This is a genomic window from Enterobacter cloacae complex sp. SYL001 (genome assembly GCF_049237025.1).
GTDB lineage: Bacteria > Pseudomonadota > Gammaproteobacteria > Enterobacterales > Enterobacteriaceae > Enterobacter > Enterobacter intestinihominis.
On sequence record NZ_JBMKJI010000003.1, the window covers coordinates 143,481 to 163,514 of the forward strand.

14 protein-coding genes and 1 riboswitch are annotated in these 20,034 nt (G+C 58.1%); of the genes, 10 read left to right on the top strand and 4 right to left on the bottom strand.

The annotated features are described in order from the left end of the window. Positions 1–17: 17 nt before the first annotated feature. Both ACOTZP_RS05520 and sgrT read right to left on the bottom strand, forming a co-directional pair. Positions 18–1,196: a sugar efflux transporter gene (locus tag ACOTZP_RS05520; RefSeq protein WP_271074965.1), complete on the bottom strand. Its 1,179-nt coding sequence runs from the start codon at positions 1,194–1,196 to the stop codon at positions 18–20. 121 nt (positions 1,197–1,317) lie between these two features. Then, complete coding sequence (sgrT, locus tag ACOTZP_RS05525; protein ID WP_003856388.1) at positions 1,318–1,470, bottom strand: glucose uptake inhibitor SgrT; 153 nt, start codon at positions 1,468–1,470, stop codon at positions 1,318–1,320. Positions 1,471–1,558: 88 nt separating this feature from the next. On the opposite strand from sgrT, the gene sgrR reads away from it, so the two are divergent. From sgrR to ACOTZP_RS05550, 5 genes are all read left to right on the top strand, one after another. Then, positions 1,559–3,214 carry an HTH-type transcriptional regulator SgrR gene (gene sgrR / locus ACOTZP_RS05530; protein WP_271074966.1) on the top strand — a complete coding sequence of 552 codons (1,656 nt, stop codon included), beginning with the start codon at positions 1,559–1,561 and terminating at the stop codon, positions 3,212–3,214. A 36-nt stretch (positions 3,215–3,250) separates the two neighbouring features. Then, positions 3,251–3,351: riboswitch (TPP riboswitch) on the top strand. A gap of 31 nt (positions 3,352–3,382) precedes the next feature. Continuing rightward, entirely contained in the window at positions 3,383–4,366 is a 984-nt protein-coding gene (gene thiB, locus ACOTZP_RS05535) for a thiamine ABC transporter substrate binding subunit (protein ID WP_271074967.1), read from the top strand. Further along, positions 4,342–5,952: a thiamine/thiamine pyrophosphate ABC transporter permease ThiP gene (gene thiP, locus ACOTZP_RS05540; protein ID WP_271074968.1), complete on the top strand. Its 1,611-nt coding sequence runs from the start codon at positions 4,342–4,344 to the stop codon at positions 5,950–5,952. The genes thiB and thiP overlap by 25 nt, the downstream gene beginning before the upstream one ends. Further along, on the top strand, positions 5,936–6,637 hold the full coding sequence (gene thiQ, locus ACOTZP_RS05545) for a thiamine ABC transporter ATP-binding protein ThiQ (protein WP_421633669.1): 702 nt from the start codon (positions 5,936–5,938) through the stop codon (positions 6,635–6,637). The genes thiP and thiQ overlap by 17 nt, the downstream gene beginning before the upstream one ends. Positions 6,638–6,746: 109 nt before the next feature. Beyond that, positions 6,747–7,922 carry an IS4 family transposase gene (locus ACOTZP_RS05550; protein ID WP_271074970.1) on the top strand — a complete coding sequence of 392 codons (1,176 nt, stop codon included), beginning with the start codon at positions 6,747–6,749 and terminating at the stop codon, positions 7,920–7,922. A 480-nt stretch (positions 7,923–8,402) separates the two neighbouring features. Here ACOTZP_RS05550 and ACOTZP_RS05555 read toward each other — a convergent pair whose 3' ends face one another. Together ACOTZP_RS05555 and araC are read right to left on the bottom strand one after the other, a co-directional pair. Next, on the bottom strand, positions 8,403–9,170 hold the full coding sequence (locus ACOTZP_RS05555) for a DedA family protein (protein WP_047055966.1): 768 nt from the start codon (positions 9,168–9,170) through the stop codon (positions 8,403–8,405). 118 nt (positions 9,171–9,288) lie between these two features. After that, positions 9,289–10,134, bottom strand: a complete 846-nt coding sequence (gene araC / locus ACOTZP_RS05560) for an arabinose operon transcriptional regulator AraC (protein WP_421633670.1) — start codon at positions 10,132–10,134, stop codon at positions 9,289–9,291. Between the two features lie 337 nt (positions 10,135–10,471). Here araC and araB point away from each other — a divergent pair, with 337 nt between their 5' ends. The 5 genes from araB (at position 10,472) to rapA (ending at position 20,023) form a co-directional block, all read left to right on the top strand. Next, positions 10,472–12,181 (top strand): ribulokinase, encoded by a 1,710-nt coding sequence (gene araB / locus ACOTZP_RS05565; protein WP_063849749.1) that lies wholly within the window; start codon positions 10,472–10,474, stop codon positions 12,179–12,181. 10 nt (positions 12,182–12,191) lie between these two features. Beyond that, entirely contained in the window at positions 12,192–13,694 is a 1,503-nt protein-coding gene (gene araA / locus ACOTZP_RS05570) for an L-arabinose isomerase (RefSeq protein WP_271075374.1), read from the top strand. An 86-nt stretch (positions 13,695–13,780) separates the two neighbouring features. Continuing rightward, complete coding sequence (araD, locus tag ACOTZP_RS05575; protein ID WP_023295910.1) at positions 13,781–14,476, top strand: L-ribulose-5-phosphate 4-epimerase; 696 nt, start codon at positions 13,781–13,783, stop codon at positions 14,474–14,476. Positions 14,477–14,631: 155 nt separating this feature from the next. Beyond that, positions 14,632–16,989, top strand: coding sequence for a DNA polymerase II (gene polB / locus ACOTZP_RS05580; RefSeq protein ID WP_271075375.1), 2,358 nt, complete (start codon positions 14,632–14,634; stop codon positions 16,987–16,989). A gap of 127 nt (positions 16,990–17,116) precedes the next feature. Beyond that, positions 17,117–20,023, top strand: coding sequence for an RNA polymerase-associated protein RapA (rapA, locus tag ACOTZP_RS05585; protein ID WP_421633671.1), 2,907 nt, complete (start codon positions 17,117–17,119; stop codon positions 20,021–20,023). Positions 20,024–20,034: the final 11 nt, after the last annotated feature.

Below are 20,034 nucleotides of genomic sequence, written 5' to 3' on the forward strand. Positions count from 1 at the left end.
GAAGCCGCCTTCCAGAATCAGACATCCTTAACCCGGCAAGTCAGCCCAAGCGTAACCACTGAAATCGCGGCAATCATCCAGTAAACTGAGCCATGCCCGTAACTTTGCGCCAGCGCCCCCTGAATCACCCCCGCCAGGATCACTCCGGTCGAAATACTGTTGGTAAAAAGCGTGGTCGCCGACCCGGCGCGGCCCGGCATTAAATCCTGGAACCAGAGCATGCCGATCCCGGCAACGATGCCAATAAACACAGCATTAAACAGCTGCAGCGCCAGCAGCGCTTCGCGCGAATGGAATAAGATCAGCCCAAGATAAAACAACACCCCGGCTGCAACCGCAACCACCATCATTTTCCGTTTACCGAAACGTTTTACATAGTAACCCGCCAGAATCATCGCCGGAATTTCCAGCCCGGCAGCGGTGCCCATTAAGATCCCCGCGAGCTTGTCCGGTAAGCCCAGATCGCTGCTGATCCACAGCGGCATGTCGATGATGTACATGGTGTTGCAGGTCCACATCAGCGTCGAGGCAATAAACAGCATGCGGACGTTTTTGTCCTGCCAGCCGCTCACCTGGGTGAGCGGTTTATCCGCTGTCTGTTCGACGCGCGCCACGGACGGCAGTGCGAAGGCTATCAGCGCCAGGCTGATGACAAAAATCCCGGCTGCGATGGAAAACATCGCGGTAAAGCCGTAGTTCAGCGCCAGCATAAAGGCCAGCGGCGGACCAATGACCCACGCCAGCGAGAGCTGCGCACGCATCACCGAGCTGAACATCACCACTTCCCTCGCCGAGTTGTCGGCGTACTCCCGGGCCAGGGCGAACAGTTGCGGCATGGCGGTGTTCGCCAGAGAGGCCAGCAGCACGCCGCAGGTAATGAGCGTCAGGTAATGGCGGTTGAAGGCAAACAGCAGCGCGTTGCCCACGGCCATGGCGCAACAAAAGAGGATCAGCTTGCGGCGATCGCCCTCGCTGTCGGATCGTTTCGCCAGCCACAGGCTGACGAGGATCCCGGCAATGGCGTTGACGGTGTAGAACAGGCCCACCCAAAACGGCTGCGCCCCCACCTCGCGGCTGAGAAACAGGCTCAGCGTCGGCGCCTGTAGCGCGCCGGCTACGCCCATCATGAAGGCCACCAGCATAAAAGCGGCGTACACGCCATTCAGGCGTCGCCCCATCGTCATCAACCAGAGCATGCGCAAGTCCTTATGAAAGCGAATCGAAATTGGGTGAAATAGTAAACGAAAAAAGCCAGCAAAAAACATTTTGCTGGCGGGTGATTAGCACCAATACTCAGTCACACATGATCGAGGCGAGTTAGCGAGAAGAGGTCGGTTTCGTAACGTCCCACTGCATCAGATCTTCCAGTATTCTCAGCCGCTGCTCTGCGCACTGGCGGGCCAGCCAGGACACTCCCTTTGTCGCTGAAAAATAGTGCTGATAAAACTGACGTGCGGTAGACCTCTTCATAATTTACCTCCTCGCTTCATCGATAAGGATTATTGGCTTAATATAGGGATTAATAAATTGCTGATTTTTTGTCAGGAGTTCCCCTTTTATGCCTTCTGGTCGTCTGCAACAACAATTTATCCGCCTCTGGCAGTGCTGCGAGGGGCAATCGCAGGAGACCACGCTGAACGAGCTGGCTGAACTCCTCAACTGCTCCCGGCGTCATATGCGTACCCTCCTCAACACCATGCAGCAGCAGGGCTGGCTAAGCTGGGAGGCTGAAGCCGGACGCGGCAAGCGCTCGCGCCTGACTTTCCTCTATACCGGCCTGGCGCTACAGCAACAGCGGGCGGAGGATCTGCTGGAGCAGGACCGCATCGATCAGCTGGTCCAGCTGGTGGGCGACAAAGCCGCCGTGCGCCAGATGCTGGTCTCGCATCTGGGACGCAGCTTTCGTCAGGGACGCCACATTCTGCGGGTACTTTACTACCGCCCAATGAAAAATCTGTTGCCCGGTACGGCGTTACGTCGCTCTGAAACCCACATGGCCCGGCAGATATTCAGCGGCCTGACGCGGATAAATGAGGAAAACGGGGAACTGGAAGCGGATATTGCCCATCACTGGCAACAGGTGTCTCCGCTGCACTGGCGCTTTTTTCTACGCCCCGGCATTCATTTCCACCATGGACGCGAGCTGGAGATGCGCGACGTTATCGATTCCTTAGAGCGCGCCCGCACGCTGCCGCTCTATTCGCATATCTCGCGGATCCACTCCCCAACGGCCTGGACGCTGGATATTGAGCTATCGCAGCCGGACAAATGGCTTCCGTGGCTTCTGGGCTACGTGCCCTCAATGATCCTGCCTGCCGAGTGGCGCTCCCTGAACAATTTTTCCAGCCAGCCGATTGGTACGGGCCCCTACTCCGTTACACGAAACAACAGTAATCAGCTGAAGATCCGCGCCTTTGATGATTACTTTGGCTACAGGGCGTTGATCGACGAAGTGAACGTATGGGTGTTACCGGATCTCAACGAAGAGCTGAGCGCAGGCCTGACCCTGGAAGGGCCAACAGCCGGTGAAAAGGCGTTCGAAAGCCGCCTGGAGGAGGGCTGCTACTACCTGCTCTTTGATAGCCGCAGCCATCGCGGAGCAAACCACGACGTACGCAAGTGGATCAGCCATATTCTTGCCCCTGCTAACCTGATTTATCACGCAGAGGAGCAATACCAGACCTGGTGGTTCCCGGCCTATGGCCTGCTTCCGCGCTGGCACCATGCGCAGCCAGTGCGCAGTGAAAAACCTGCCGGACTGGAGACCATCACCCTCAGCTACTATCGCGATCACATTGAGCACAGGTTTATCGCAAGGATCATGAGCACGCTGCTGGCAGCCGAAGGCGTGACGCTGGCGATACAGGAAGTCGATTATGATGAATGGCATCGCGGAGACGTCATCAGCGATATCTGGCTCAACAGCGCAAACTTTACGCTGCCGCTTGATTTCTCGCTCTTTTCTCACCTGTACGAGGTGCCCCTGATTCAGCACTGTATCAACCGGGACTGGCAGCAGGACGCCGCGCGGTGGCGGGCGGGAGAAATGGATCTGGCCGCCTGGTGTCAGGAATTACTGGCCGGGCAGACGATCGTACCGTTGATTCACCACTGGCTGCTGATCCAGGGGCAGCGCAGCATGCGCGGCCTGCGGATGAATACCCTCGGCTGGTTTGATTTTAAATCCGCCTGGTTTGCGCCGCCGGAGCCATAACGCTTTCGTAATATTCACCAAATCATTACAATAGCGCCGTTCTCAACGGGGTGCTGCATCGCTGATGTGCGCTGAGATAATACCCGTCGAACCTGATCCGGATAACGCCGGCGAAGGGATTTGAGGCTGTCTCTCAAAATCCTTTGCCACTCAACCCTGAGGTGCAAAGTGTTAAAAAACGTCCTTCCTCTGCTGGCGCTGCTTGCGCTGCCTGTTTTTGCTAAGCCTGTCCTGACGGTCTACACCTACGACTCCTTCTCCGCCGACTGGGGCCCCGGCCCGGCGGTGAAAAAAGCCTTTGAAGCCGACTGCAACTGCGAGCTGAAATTCGTGGCACTGGAAGATGGTGTCTCTCTGCTTAACCGGCTGCGTATGGAAGGCAAAAACAGCAAAGCCGACGTGGTGCTCGGGCTGGATAACAACCTGCTGCAAGCCGCCACTCAAACCAGACTTTTCGCCAAAAGCGGCGTGGCGGCAGATGCCGTCAACGTGCCGGGCGGCTGGAAAAACGACACCTTCGTTCCCTTTGATTACGGTTACTTTGCGTTTGTCTACGATAAAAACAAGCTGAAGAATCCGCCCAAAAGCCTGAAAGAGCTGGTCGAAAGTGACCAGAAATGGCGCGTGATTTACGAAGATCCGCGTACCAGCACGCCGGGTCTGGGGCTGCTGCTGTGGATGCAAAAAGTTTACGGGGATAAAACGCCGGAAGCGTGGCAGAAGCTGGCCGCGAAAACCGTTACCGTCACCAAAGGCTGGAGCGAAGCCTATGGCCTGTTCCTGAAAGGCGAAAGCGACCTGGTGCTGAGCTACACTACCTCTCCGGCCTACCACATTATCGCCGAGAAGAAAGACAACTACGCCGCCGCGAACTTTGCTGAAGGGCATTATTTGCAGGTGGAAGTGGCCGCCCGCACCGCCGCGAGCAAACAGCCGGAGCTCGCCGAGAAATTCCTGAAGTTTATGGTTTCACCGGCATTCCAGAATGCTATTCCGACAGGAAACTGGATGTACCCGGTCACTGATGTTGCGCTGCCGGCAGGTTTTGAGCAGCTGAACAAACCGCAAACCTCCCTGGAATTTACGCCGCAGCAGGTTGCCACCCAGCGCGCCGCATGGATAAGCGAATGGCAACGCGCCGTCAGCCGCTGATCCCCGGCTGGTTAGTTCCCGGACTGATTGCCGCCATACTGATGGTGGTCGTCAGTCTGGGAGCGTTTCTCGCGCTGTGGTTTAACGCGCCAGAGAGCGATCTGCTCGCGCTCTGGCACGATAGCTATCTCTGGCACGTCATCCGTTTCTCGTTCTGGCAGGCGTTTCTCTCCGCGCTGCTGTCAGTCATCCCGGCCATTTTCCTCGCGCGCGCCCTCTATCGCAGACGTTTCCCCGGCAGGCTTGCCCTGCTGCGGCTGTGCGCGATGACGCTGATCCTGCCCGTGCTGGTGGCGGTGTTCGGCATTCTGAGCGTCTACGGTCGGCAGGGATGGCTGGCATTCCTTTTCAACCTGCTTGGTCTGGAATGGACCTTCTCGCCATACGGCCTGAAAGGCATTCTGCTGGCGCATATTTTTTTCAATATGCCGATGGCCACGCGCCTCTTTTTACAGGCGCTGGAAAACATTCCCGGTGAGCAGCGTCAGATTGCCGCCCAGCTTGGCATGCGCGGCTGGTCGTTCTTCCGCTTTGTCGAATGGCCGTGGCTGCGACGCCAGATTGCCCCGGTTGCCGCGCTAATCTTTATGCTCTGCTTTGCCAGCTTCGCGACCGTACTTTCTCTCGGCGGCGGGCCGCAGGCCACCACCATTGAGCTGGCGATCTATCAGGCTTTAAGTTACGACTACGATCCGGGCCGCGCCGCGCTGCTGGCGATCGTGCAGATGGTATGCTGTCTGGCACTGGTGTTACTCAGCCAGAGGCTAAGCAAAACGATCCCCACAGGAAGCAATAACATGACGGGCTGGCGCGATCCGCAGGACAGCCTGTATAGCCGCGTCGCGGATTTTATGCTGATCGCACTGGCACTCCTGCTTTTGCTGCCCCCGCTGCTGGCCGTTATCGTTGATGGACTGAATCGCAATGTGTTGTCGGTACTGCAACAACCTGTCCTGTGGCAAGCGACGTGGACCTCCTTGCGCATTGCGCTGGCAGCCGGGCTACTGTGCGTGATCCTGACCATGATGCTGCTCTGGAGCAGCCGCGAGCTGTACGCGCGTCATGCCCGTAAAGCCGGACACGCGCTGGAACTGACGGGTATGCTGATCCTGGCGATGCCGGGCATTGTGCTGGCGACCGGATTCTTTTTACTGTTCAACAGCACCATCGGCCTGCCGGAAAGCGCCGACGGCATCGTCATTTTTACCAACGCACTGATGGCCATCCCTTACGCGCTCAAGGTACTGGAAAACCCGATGCGCGACGTCAACAGCCGCTACAGCTTGCTGTGTCAGTCGCTGGGCATGCAGGGCTGGCAGCGTCTGAAGGTGGTAGAATTGCGCGCACTGAAACGTCCGCTCGCCCAGGCGCTGGCGTTTGCCTGCGTGCTGTCGATTGGCGATTTTGGCGTAGTGGCGCTCTTCGGCAACGAGGATTTCCGCACGCTGCCGTTCTGGCTTTATCAGCAAATTGGCTCCTATCGTAGCCAGGACGGCGCCGTCACGGCGCTGCTCCTGTTGCTGCTGTGCTTTGCGTTATTTACCGTTATCGAAAAACTTCCGGGGCGTGATGTTAAAACTGACTGATGTAACCTGGCTTTATGAGCACCTGCTAATGCGTTTTACCCTCTCCGTTCGTCAGGGAGAGCGAATCGCAGTGCTTGGCCCAAGCGGTGCCGGAAAAAGTACCCTGCTCAATCTGATTGCCGGTTTTTTGCAGCCTGCCAGCGGGTCGATCGTCATTGATAATGGCGAATATACCTACGCTCCGCCGGCTAAGCGCCCGGTGTCGATGCTGTTCCAGGAAAACAATCTGTTCAATCATCTTACGGTGTGGCAGAACATCGCGCTGGGTATGGATCCGGGGTTAAAGCTCAGTGTTGCGCAGCGTCAGACGCTGGAGGCGATCGCCGAACAAATGGGCCTGGCTGCGTTTATCAACAGACTACCGGGTGAGCTTTCCGGTGGCCAGCGCCAGCGCGTGGCGCTGGCACGCTGTCTGGTGCGCAAGCAGCCGCTGCTGCTGCTCGACGAACCCTTTTCGGCGCTCGACCCGGCCCTGCGTCAGGAAATGCTCTCGCTGGTTGAGGAGGTTTGCGAGCGCGAGCAACTGACGATGCTGATGGTTTCGCATAGCATCGAAGATGCCGCACGCATCGCGCCGCGATCGGTGGTGATCGCGGAGGGACGTATTTTGTGGGATGGAGAAACAGAAGAACTTCTGAGTGGTAAGGCGAGGGCATCTTCACTTTTAGGTATTCGTGAGGTCTGATGCCCTCACCCTGGTCCTCTCCCACAGGGCTGAGGGTTCCCCAGAAAAATGAAAAGCACGATGAAGTGTGATCTACTGGTTGCGCTAACAAAACAGAAGAGACCTCATCGTGCCTTTACAGACAGTCTGCCAGAAATTTTTCTCCGCGTCTTTAACTGACATTCACAGCTTCCGCGTTAATGTCCTTGTTTCCATGGCCGTCGCGCTTTCGCGTGGCGCCAGTCTGACCCTGACCAGCCTGGGGCGCACCCTTCCCGGCAGGGCGCACGTTAAAAATAAAATTAAACGCGTTGACCGTGCCCTGGGTAATGCTGCCCTTCACCGTGATATTCCCCGCATTCAGCACCTGCGCACACATACCATCACCTCCCTGATGCCCTTCTGCGTTATCGCTGTCGACTGGACCGGCTGGCATGACAGGAACTGGCACCTTCTGCGGGCAAGCCTGGTCTGTAATGGCCGCTCACTGCCGCTTATGAGTGAGGTCGTCCCCGCAGAGCTGGCGCAGAACAGCGATGTACAGTGCCGCTTCCTTGACCGCCTGCATGATGCCATCCCGAAAGATAAAGCCGTCACCATCATTACGGATGCAGGCTTCCGGACAGACTGGTTCCGGCATGTCAGCCTGCTGGGCTGGAGCTTCACCGGCAGAGTCAGGGGCTGCATCAGCTTCCGGCTGGACGGAGATAAAAAGTGGATGAAAATCAGTGAGCTTGAGGCTACCGGACAACCGGTCTGCTTGGGTTATGGTGTCCTGTCCCGTAAACCACGAACGCCCTGTTACGGGCGGTTCTATCTGCACAAGCGCCCTGACGCAGGACGTCACGGAAAGGGAGGCATGCCGAAAGCACAGCGGGAACACCGCAGTAGCGCCAGGGAGCCCTGGCTGCTGTTCAGCAATGCAGAGGGGCTGGAGCCGCACCAGATAATGGCGCTGTACAGCCGCAGAATGCAGATAGAACAGAACTTCCGGGACGACAAAAGTCCACGCTTCGGGTTCGGTCTGAGGCTGAGCCGGAGCCAGGGAAAAGGGCGGCTGGAAGTACTGAATATGGTCGCGGCGATGGCAGGCCTGGTGATGTGGCTGGCGGGCTACAGGGCAGAAAGGCGTTGCTTACACTGGCATTATCAGGCAAGCAGCATCAGGCACAGGCGGGTTCTGTCATACCTGAGTCTGACAGAGGAGATTATCAGGCATGAACCCCGAAAAGTAAGATACCTGAATATAGATAACGAGATGAAAAAACTGGGAAAAGAGTACAGAAATATGGTCATGGGGACATGACCACATTAGTGGGGATCCCTCAGCCCACAGGGAGAGGGATCCCCAGTAATTTGAAAGCAAAAGCGATAACGTTGCCTTCAGAATAACTGAAGGCTTTCAGCGATGCCTCGGTCCGGCTGTAAATCGCTGAGGCGTTTCCTGTAGGCCGGGGCGAGGCGCAGGGATGCGCCGAGAGGGCGGGCTTTACAGGGATGTTACCTCCGCCCGTACCCGATAAGCCGGAAGGAATAAGCCGAAGGTACCGCGAAGCGGCGATTTTCCGCCGGAAGCCCGGGTCGCCAGGGTGGTGGCGACTGAGCCACCCTGGCACGTTCACCGCTCATGTCGTGACAGAGTAGCAAGGAACATAAAGTGAACGGAATGACCACCAGAGCCGTATGTTCCCCCTCACCCCAGCCCTCTCCCTCAAGGGAGAGGTGGCCGTCTGTGCAGGCATTATTTTGTGGGGAACCCTTAGCCCACAGGGAGAGGGAAAACACCTTAACGGCTCACCACCTTCAACAGGATCTCGCCGTACACCGGCATCAGCGGGTGACGGATCAGCGCCACCAGCGCTACCACCGCCACGCCGAGCGTAAGTGGGGCCAGCCAGAGCAGGCGAGTGCGCGGAAGATAGCGCGTCAGACGATCAACACTGGCTTTCGCGCTGCGCCACAGGCGCCAGCAGAACCAGACCGCCAGCCACAGCAGGACCGCCGTTCCCAGCAGCAGCCACTTGAACTCGCCGCTTTGCATACCGTCAGGAATATCGATGGCCGCGCCCGCCAGGATCCCCGGCAGGAAGTAGAACGGCGGCCAGAAGACGCAGCCGATGATGTTCGGCACTACAAACTTCGCGACGGGCAGATCCAGCATCCCGGCCACCATCGGCACCAGCGGGCGCGTTGGGCCAACGAAGCGCCCCACGAGGATGGTGAACATGCTGTGCTGGTGCAGCGCGTGCTCGGTTTTATCCAACAGCGCTTTGTTTTTTTTCATGAACGACCAGCGGTGCAGCGGCTTCTTAAAGCGCCAGCCCAGCCAGAAGGAGATCCAGTCCCCCAGCAAACAACCGATGATACCGGCCATCCACGCCTGCCAGAAATTGACCTCGCCGCTGCCGATAAGCGCCCCAAGCCCCGCCATCATCACGGTGCCGGGCAGGATCAGCCCGACCAGCGCCAGCGACTCCAGAAACGCCACCAGCGCCACGGCGATGAGCGAATACATAACGGACTGGGTAATAAAATGTTCCAGCAATGCCTGCATAACTATTCCGGTCAGAAAACGAATCAGCGATTCTGCTTAGCGCCCTGCACCGCGTCAAGGCATCAATTGTCTGAATAGTTTACAAGATGCGCCTGAAGTTCACCTGAATGTTTACCGATTATTCACATCCCGCACGGAATTCGCTCGGGCTGGCACCGGTGCACTTCTTAAACACGCGAGAGAAATAGAGCTGATCTTCAAAGCCGACGTTACGCCCGACGGTGGCGATAGGCATTCGGGTGGTGCTGAGCAGCAGTTTCGCCTGGCTGATGCGCTGATCCTCACGCCAGCTGAGTACACTCACGCCAAGCTGCTGGCGGAACAGATGAGAGAGCCGTGACGGCGACAGACACACATGCTGGGCGACGCTGGCAATATCAAACTGGCTGTCGGCAAGGTGGTCGCTGATGTACTGGCAGGCGTCGCGGACGCGGTTGTCCAGCGGCGGATTAAGCGACTCGTTGATGGCCTCCATGCGGCGCAGCAGCACCTGTTCAAGCAGGTTGATGGCCAGCAGTTCGGCGTAGCGCCCGCCCGCCTGCCCTGCCTCAATAATCTGTGCGAACAGCTCACGGAACTGCGCCAGATGCGCCTCATCCGGGCGATATAAACCGGTATGGGCGAAAATGGCCGGCCACGAGAGCCACTCCTGCCAGTAGGCGCGCGGACGGAAATAGACCCACTGGTGATACCACTCTTTGGCATCCGGATGGCGCCCGTAGTGGTGGATCTCCCCCGGCGGGAACAGCAGCATATCACCGGGGCGGCAGATAAACTGCTGATACCCGTTTTTGACGACCCCTTCTCCGCGTACGGTCAGGTTCAGGATATATCCCTTCATGCCAAGAGGGCGATCGACGTAAAAATCGAGATATCCCTCGGCCTCAATTGGCGTCAGCCCCGCCACCAGATGGGCGTTAAATGAGTAGCCCGGCAGTAAGGGATCGTTTTGCGGTTCGGCCATAGATTCAGTTCTCCCAAGGGTCCTGAAGGAAACCAATTGTCCATATCGATAAAAGCAGTATAAAAATGGCCCGCGAAAAGATCCAAAAAGCATCACGCCTCTTTTACGTCCGCCATGTTTCAGCCTTTCCCCCTGATTTGTCCGCCAGTACGGGCAGATAAGCAGTAACAAAAGTGTCTATAAGTGCGGCAGAAATGTCCACATAGAATATTTGCACGGCGTCACACTTTGCGTGGCTACAGCAATTTAGTCCATAAGATTAGCGGATCCTGCCTGACGATTTTTGTCCCCAGTCTCTAATGTTCTTCCATACCTGTTTTTTGGATGGAGCAACACCATGGCAATTGCAATTGGCCTCGATTTTGGCAGCGACTCAGTTCGCGCGCTGGCAGTGGACTGTACGACTGGCCGGGAGATAGCAACCAGCGTTGAGTGGTATCCGCGCTGGCAAGAGGGGCGCTACTGCGATGCGCCGAACAACCAGTTCCGCCACCACCCGCGCGATTACATTGAATCAATGGAAGCGGCGATCAAAACCGTGCTGGCGGAGCTGACGGACGCCCAGCGGGCCGACGTCGTGGGGATTGGCGTCGACAGTACCGGTTCAACGCCAGCCCCGGTTGATGCAGAAGGCCGCGTACTGGCGCTTCGCCCGGAGTTTGCTGATAACCCGAACGCCATGTTTGTGCTGTGGAAAGACCATACCGCCGTGGAAGAGGCGGAAGCCATCACCCGCTTATGCCACCAGCCGGGCAAAACCGACTACTCGCGCTACATCGGCGGGATCTACTCCAGCGAATGGTTCTGGGCAAAAATCCTGCACGTTACCCGCGCGGACGCGTCGGTCGCACAGGCAGCGGCGTCATGGATTGAGCTGTGCGACTGGGTTCCCGCCCTGCTTTCCGGCACCACTCGCCCGCAGGCTATTCGCCGTGGCCGTTGCAGCGCCGGGCATAAATCGCTGTGGCATGAAAGCTGGGGTGGTCTGCCTCCGGCAGCGTTCTTCGATGAACTCGACCCGATCATCAACAAAAACCTGACATACCCGCTGTTTACCGACACCTTCACCGCCGATATTCCGGTCGGCATGCTCTGTGAAGAGTGGGCGAAACGCCTCGGTCTGCCGCAAAACGTGACCATTTCCGGCGGCGCGTTCGACTGCCATATGGGCGCCGTGGGCGCGGGTGCGCAGCCTAACACGCTGGTGAAAGTGATTGGCACCTCCACCTGCGACATTCTGACGGCGGATAAAACGACCGTTGGCGACCGCGCGGTGAAGGGTATCTGCGGTCAGGTTGACGGCAGCGTGGTGCCCGATTTTATCGGCCTCGAAGCGGGTCAGTCCGCGTTTGGCGATATCTACGCCTGGTTTGGCCGGGTGCTCGGCTGGCCGCTGGATCAGCTGGCAGCCGCGCATCCTGAACTGAAAACCCAGATTACCGCGAGCAAAAAACAGCTCCTGCCGCAGCTCACCGAAGCCTGGGCAAAAAATCCGTCTCTCGATCACCTGCCGGTGGTGCTGGACTGGTTCAACGGCCGTCGTACGCCGTTTGCCAACCAGCGTCTGAAAGGGGTGATTACCGATCTCAACCTGGCGACCGACGCGCCCGCGCTGTTTGGCGGCCTGATCGCCGCCACCGCGTTCGGCGCGCGCGCCATTATGGAGTGCTTCACCGGGCAGGGCATTGACGTGAACAACGTGATGGCTTTGGGCGGTATCGCCCGTAAAAACCCGGTGATCATGCAGGCCTGCTGCGACGTGCTCAACCGTCCGCTGCAAATTGTGGCCTCCGATCAGTGCTGTGCGCTGGGTGCCGCGATTTTCGCTGCCGTGGCCGCAGGCGTCCATGCGGATATCCCGACCGCGCAACAGCATATGGCGAGCGCCGTCGAAAGTACGCTCCAGCCGCAGGCTCAGCAGGCACAACGCTTTGAACAGCTTTATCAGCGCTACCAGCAATGGGCAAAAAGCGCCGAACTTCACTATCTCCCTGTCGCCGCCCCGGCCAAAACTACCGCGGACACTACGGCAACCCTGACACATTAAGGACACGATAATGACCATTTTTAATAATTATGAAGTGTGGTTTGTGATTGGCAGCCAGCATTTATACGGACCGGAAGCGTTGCAGCAGGTGACGAAACACGCGGAGCACGTTGTGAATGCGCTGAACGCGGAAGCCAAACTGCCGTGCAAACTGGTGCTGAAGCCGCTGGGTACTACGCCGGACGAAATCACTAACATCTGCCGCGATGCCAATTACGATGACAAATGCGCTGGCCTGGTGGTGTGGCTGCACACCTTCTCGCCAGCCAAAATGTGGATCAACGGCCTGGCTATCCTCAACAAACCGCTGCTGCAATTCCACACTCAGTTCAACGCCTCTCTGCCGTGGGACAGCATCGACATGGACTTCATGAACCTGAATCAGACCGCGCACGGCGGCCGCGAGTTCGGCTTCATCGGCGCGCGCATGCGTCAACAGCATGCCGTGGTGACCGGCCACTGGCAGGATGGCCAGGCACAAAAACGCATTGGCTCCTGGATGCGTCAGGCGGTATCTAAGCAGGATACCCGTCACCTGAAAGTGGTGCGTTTCGGCGACAACATGCGCGAAGTGGCGGTCACCGACGGTGATAAAGTGGCCGCGCAGATTAAATTTGGCTTTTCCGTCAACACCTGGGCGGTAGGCGACCTGGTGCAGGTGGTGAATGACATCAGCGATGGCGACGTAAGCGCGCTGGTGGACGAGTACGAAAGCAGCTACCGCCTGACGCCTGCGGCACAAATCAACGGCGACAAGCGCCAGAATGTGCTGGACGCGGCGCGCATCGAGCTGGGCATGAAGCGCTTCCTGGAACAGGGCGGCTTCCACGCTTTTACCACCACCTTTGAAGACCTCCACGGCCTGAAACAGCTGCCGGGTCTGGCGGTACAACGTCTGATGCAGCAGGGCTACGGCTTTGCGGGCGAAGGCGACTGGAAAACTGCCGCTCTGCTTCGCATCATGAAGGTGATGTCAACCGGTCTACAGGGCGGCACCTCTTTTATGGAGGACTACACCTACCACTTCGAGAACGGCAACGATCTGGTGCTCGGCTCGCACATGCTGGAAGTGTGTCCATCCATCGCGGTTGAAGAGAAACCGATCCTCGACGTGCAGTACCTCGGCATTGGCGGCAAAGCGGATCCAGCCCGTCTGATCTTCAACACCCGTACCGGCCCGGCCATCAACGCCAGCCTGATCGACCTCGGCGACCGTTTCCGCCTGCTGGTGAACTGCGTCGATGCGGTGGAAACTCCGCATTCTCTGCCGAAACTGCCGGTCGCCAACGCCTTGTGGAAAGCGCAGCCTGACCTGCCAACCGCGTCGGAAGCCTGGATCCTGGCCGGCGGCGCGCACCACACCGTATTCAGCCACGCGCTTGACCTGAACGATATGCGTCAGTTTGCCGAGCTGCACGACATCGAACTGACCGTGATTGATAACGATACCCGTCTGCCAGCCTTTAAAGACGCGCTGCGCTGGAACGAAGTCTATTACGGTTCAAAACGCTAAGCCCTGAATGCCCGGTGGCACTTCGTTTACCGGGCCTACGGTTCTGTAGGCCGGATAAGCGAAGCGCCATCCGGCAGGAGACGACAATGTTAGAAGATCTCAAACGTCAGGTACTCGAAGCCAACCTGGCGCTGCCAAAACATAACCTGGTGACCCTGACCTGGGGCAACGTCAGCGCCGTTGACCGGGAAAAAGGGGTGTTCGTGATCAAGCCTTCCGGCGTGGATTACACGGTAATGACCGCAGAAGACATGGTGGTGGTCAGCATCGAAACGGGTGAAGTGGTTGAAGGCAATAAAAAGCCCTCCTCCGATACGCCCACTCACCGCCTGCTGTATCAGGCCTTCCCGACCATCGGTGGGATTGTGCATACCCATTCGCGTCACGCGACCATCTGGGCGCAGGCGGGCCAGCCTATTCCGGCGACCGGCACCACCCACGCGGACTACTTTTACGGCACCATTCCCTGCACGCGTCTGATGACCGATGCGGAGATCGGCGGTGAGTACGAATGGGAAACGGGGAACGTGATTGTCGAAACCTTCGAAAAACAGGGAATCGACGCGGCGCAAATGCCCGGCGTGCTGGTGCACTCCCACGGCCCGTTTGCCTGGGGTAAAAACGCGGAGGACGCGGTGCACAACGCGATCGTGCTGGAGGAAGTCGCCTATATGGGGATCTTCTGCCGCCAGCTGGCACCGCAGCTGCCGGATATGCAGCAAACCCTGCTGGATAAGCATTACCTGCGTAAGCACGGCGCGAAAGCGTATTACGGGCAGTAAATCATTGCCCGGCGGCGCTGCGCTTATCGGGCCTACGGATCCTGTTGGCCGGATAAGCGTAGCGCCATCCGGCAAAACAGGCACTGTATAAAACCCCAGCAAACACCCCTCAACCAGGCTATAATCAGGCCTGGTTTGTTTTGTGGGATAGCGGCGTGGCACAGGCGCAAGAAGGCTTTTTACTGACCCGACACTGGCGGGATACCCCTCAGGGCACCGAGGTTGCGTTCTGGCTGGCGACGGATAACGGCCCGCTGCACGTTACCCTGCCGCCTCAGGAGTCCGTGGCGTTTATCCCTGAACACCACGTCGAGAAGGTAAAGCAGCTGCTGCGCGGTGAAAACGGCTGGCGCCTCACGCCTCTTGAGCTAAAAGACTTCCACCGCCAGCCGGTTTATGGCCTCTACTGTCGCGCCCATCGCCAGCTGATGCGCTATGAAAAATTGCTCCGCGAAGCGGGCGTGACGCTCTATGAAGCGGACATTCGCCCGCCGGAACGTTTTCTGATGGAGCGGTTTATCACCGCCCCCGTCTGGGTAGATGGCACCGAGCAAAACGGCAGGATCGTTAACGCGCGCCTGAAGCCTAATCCGCACTATCGCCCGCCGCTGAAGTGGGTCTCGCTGGATATCGAAACCACCCGTCACGGCGAGCTGTACTGCATCGGCCTTGAAGGCTGCGGGCAGCGGGTTGTCTATATGCTCGGGCCCCCGAACGGCGATGCGTCCGCGCTGGATTTTCATCTGGAATACGTTACCAGCCGACCACAGCTGCTGGAGAAGCTTAACCAGTGGTTTGCCGAGCACGACCCGGATGTATTGATCGGCTGGAACGTGGTGCAGTTTGACCTGCGCGTGTTGCAAAAACATGCCGAGCGGTACCGCATTCCCCTGACGTTAGGGCGCGGAAACACGGAGCTGGAGTGGCGTGAGCACGGTTTTAAGAACGGCGTATTCTTCGCACAGGCTAACGGTCGCCTGATAATCGACGGCATCGAGGCGCTGAAATCCGCCTTCTGGAACTTCTCTTCCTTCTCGCTGGAAGCGGTCGCCCAGGCGCTGCTCGGTGAAGGTAAATCCATCGACAATCCCTGGGACCGAATGGACGAGATCGACCGGCGCTTTAATGAGGATAAGCCAGCGCTCGCTACCTATAACCTGAAAGACTGTGAGCTGGTAACGCAGATTTTCCATAAAACCGAGATCATGCCCTTCCTGCTGGAACGCGCAACGGTGAACGGTCTCGCGGTCGACAGGCACGGCGGCTCGGTAGCGGCCTTCAGCCACCTCTATTTCCCGCGGATGCACCGGGCGGGCTATGTGGCCCCTAACCTCGGTGACGTGCCGCCGCAGGCCAGTCCCGGCGGTTACGTGATGGATTCACGGCCCGGGCTGTATGATTCGGTGCTGGTGCTGGATTATAAAAGTCTGTACCCGTCGATTATCCGCACATTTCTGATTGATCCGGTAGGGCTGGTCGAGGGGATGGCGCAGCCAGACGATGCGCACAGCACCGAAGGTTTTCTTGGGGCACGCTTCTCGCGCGAAAAACACTGCCTGCCTGAAATCGTGGGAAACATCTGGCACGGCCGCGACGAGGCAAAACGTTACGGCAACAAGCCGCTCTCACAGGCGTTGAAAATTATTATGAATGCCTTTTACGGGGTGCTGGGCACCAGCGCCTGCCGCTTCTTTGATCCGCGTCTGGCGTCGTCCATCACCATGCGCGGGCACGACATTATGCGCCAGACCAAAGCGTTGATTGAATCCCGGGGTTATGACGTTATTTATGGCGACACCGATTCCACCTTTGTCTGGCTGAAATCGGCCCATTCAGAAGACGACGCCGCGCAAATCGGCAAAGAACTGGTCGCCTTCGTGAACGCCTGGTGGCGCGAAAGTTTGCAAAAAGAGCGGTTAACCAGCGCGTTAGAGCTGGAGTTTGAAACCCATTTTGCCCGCTTCTTAATGCCGACCATTCGCGGAACCGACCAGGGCAGCAAGAAGCGCTACGCCGGACTGATTCAGGAAGGCGACAAGCAGCGGATGGTGTTTAAAGGGCTGGAGACAGTGCGCACCGACTGGACGCCGCTGGCACAGCAGTTTCAGCAAACCCTTTATCTGCGGGTGTTCCGCAATGAGCCGTATCAGGACTACGTGCGCGAGACGATAGCCAGCCTGATGGCGGGCGAACTTGACGCGCAGCTGGTGTATCGCAAGCGCCTGCGCCGCCCGCTGGCGGACTACCAGCGTAATGTTCCTCCGCACGTCCGCGCGGCGCGACTGGCGGATGAAGAGAACGTTCGCCGGGGCCGCGCGCCGCAGTATCAGAACCGGGGAACGATCAAATACGTCTGGACAACGAACGGACCAGAACCCGTTGATTACCAGCAGTCTCCGCTCGATTACGATCACTACCTGACCCGCCAGCTTCAGCCTGTTGCGGAGGGAATTTTACCTTTCATCAACGACGACTTTGCTACACTAGTGACAGGACAACTTGGGCTATTTTGACGCGTGACGAAACCGTTGCCATCCAGTACCATAGCGCCCTTTCCATTCCCGGACCCATTTTTCGATGACCGTCTTTTTTGACGGGGTCGAACTATTGCCTGCAATTAAAGATTAGAGCCGAACAACTATGCCTTTTACACTTGGTCAACGCTGGATCAGCGATACAGAAAGCGAACTTGGATTAGGAACCGTCGTTGCCGTCGATGCGCGCATGGTTACCCTCCTTTTCCCTGCTACCGGTGAAAACCGCCTGTACGCTCGCAATGACTCCCCTGTTACCCGCGTAATGTTCAATCCGGGTGATACCGTGACCAGCCATGACGGCTGGCAACTGAAGGTTGAAGACGTAAAAGAAGAGAATGGACTGCTCGCCTACATCGGAACGCGTCTTGATACCGACGAGACAAATGTCATCCTGCGTGAAGTGCTGCTCGACAGCAAACTGGTGTTCAGCAAGCCACAGGACCGTCTGTTTGCCGGGCAAATCGACCGAATGGATCGCTTCTCCCTGCGCTACCGCGCGCGTAAGTTCCAGAGTGAGCAGTACCGCATGCCGTGGAGCGGCCTGCGCGGTCAGCGTACCAGCCTTATTCCCCATCAGCTGAATATCGCCCATGACGTGGGCCGTCGCCATGCGCCTCGCGTGCTGCTGGCTGACGAAGTGGGCCTGGGTAAAACCATCGAAGCAGGCATGATCCTGCACCAGCAGCTGCTCTCTGGCGCTGCCGAGCGCGTGCTGATTGTGGTTCCAGAAACGCTGCAACATCAGTGGCTGGTTGAAATGCTGCGCCGCTTTAACCTGCGCTTCTCCCTGTTCGACGATGAGCGCTATGCCGAAGCCCAGCACGACGCGGACAACCCGTTTGAAACCGAACAGCTGGTCATTTGTTCCCTGGACTTCGTGCGCCGCAGCAAGCAGCGCCTGGAGCATCTGTGCGACACTGAATGGGATCTGATGGTCGTCGACGAAGCGCACCACCTCGTCTGGAGCGAAGACGCGCCAAGCCGTGAATACATGGCGATTGAGCAGCTTGCCGAGCGCGTACCGGGCGTTCTGCTCCTGACCGCCACGCCGGAGCAGCTGGGTCTTGAGAGCCACTTCGCCCGTCTGCGTCTGCTCGATCCCAACCGTTTCCACGATTTTGAGCAGTTTGTTGAAGAGCAGAAAAACTACCGCCCGGTGGCGGACGCCGTCGCGCTGCTGCTGGCCGGTAATCGTCTCTCTAATGATGAGCTTAACACTCTCAGCGATCTGATTGGCGAGCAGGATATTGAGCCGCTGCTTCAGGCCGCGAACAGCGACAGCGATAATGCGGGATCCGCGCGTAAAGAGCTGATCGACATGCTGATGGATCGCCACGGTACCAGCCGCGTGCTGTTCCGTAACACCCGTAACGGCGTGAAAGGCTTCCCGAAACGCGAGCTGCACACCATCAAACTGCCGCTGCCGACCCAGTACCAGACGGCGATTAAAGTCTCCGGCATTATGGGTACCCGTAAATCTGCGGAAGATCGCGCGCGCGACATGCTCTACCCGGAGCAGATTTATCAGGAATTCGAAGGCGACACCGGCACCTGGTGGAACTTCGATCCGCGCGTGGAGTGGTTGATGGGCTACCTCACCGCTCACCGTTCCCAGAAAGTGCTGGTGATCTGCGCCAAAGCCGCTACCGCATTGCAGCTGGAGCAGGTTCTGCGTGAGCGCGAAGGCATTCGCGCCGCCGTGTTCCACGAAGGCATGTCCATAGTTGAGCGCGATCGTGCAGCAGCCTGGTTTGGTGAAGAGGACAGCGGCGCGCAGGTTCTGCTGTGCTCTGAAATCGGTTCTGAAGGCCGTAACTTCCAGTTCGCCAGCAATCTGGTGATGTTCGATCTGCCGTTTAACCCGGATCTGCTGGAGCAGCGTATCGGCCGTCTGGATCGTATCGGGCAGGCGCACGATATTCAGATCCACGTGCCGTATCTGGAGAAAACCGCCCAGTCCGTGCTGGTGCGCTGGTACCACGAAGGGCTGGACGCGTTTGAACACACCTGCCCGACCGGCCGCACCATTTACGATCAGGTCCATGGCGATCTGATCGGTTACCTGGCCGCGCCTGAAAATAGCGAGGGCTTTGATGAGCTGATTAAATCCTGCCGTGAGAAGCACGACGCACTGAAAGCGCAGCTGGAGCAGGGTCGCGATCGCCTGCTGGAGATCCACTCCAACGGCGGTGAAAAAGCGCAGCAGCTGGCCGAAAGCATTGAAGAGCAGGACGACGACACCAGCCTGATCAGCTTCTCCATGAATCTGTTCGACATCGTCGGTATAAACCAGGACGATCGCGGCGAGAACATGATCGTGCTGACCCCGTCCGATCATATGCTGGTGCCGGATTTCCCGGGCCTGCCGGAAGACGGCTGCACAATCACCTTTGAGCGTGATGTGGCGCTGTCCCGCGAAGACGCACAGTTCATTACCTGGGAGCACCCGCTGATCCGCAACGGTCTGGATCTGATCCTCTCCGGCGATACCGGCAGCAGCACCATTTCCCTGTTGAAGAACAAAGCCTTGCCTGTGGGCACGCTGCTGGTGGAGCTGATCTACGTTGTGGAAGCGCAGGCGCCGAAACAGCTTCAGCTTAACCGCTTCCTCCCGCCAACGCCGGTGCGTCTGCTGCTGGATAAAAACGGTACGAATCTGGCCAGCCAGGTGGAGTTTGAAAGCTTCAACCGTCAGTTGAGCGCGGTGAACCGCCATACCGGCAGCAAGCTGGTGAATGCGGTGCAACAGGACGTGCATGCCATTCTGCAACTGGGTGAAACCCAGGCCGAAAAAGCGGCCAGAGTGCTGATTGATGCGGCGCGCAGCGAAGCCGATGAGAAGCTTTCTGCCGAGCTGTCGCGTTTGGAAGCGTTGAAAGCGGTGAACCCGAACATTCGTGACGATGAGCTGGCCGCAATTGAGAGCAACCGCCAGCAGGTGCTGGAAAGCCTGAATCAGGCGGGATGGCGTCTCGACGCCCTGCGTCTTATCGTTGTGACGCATCAGTAAGCGGAGCGCAA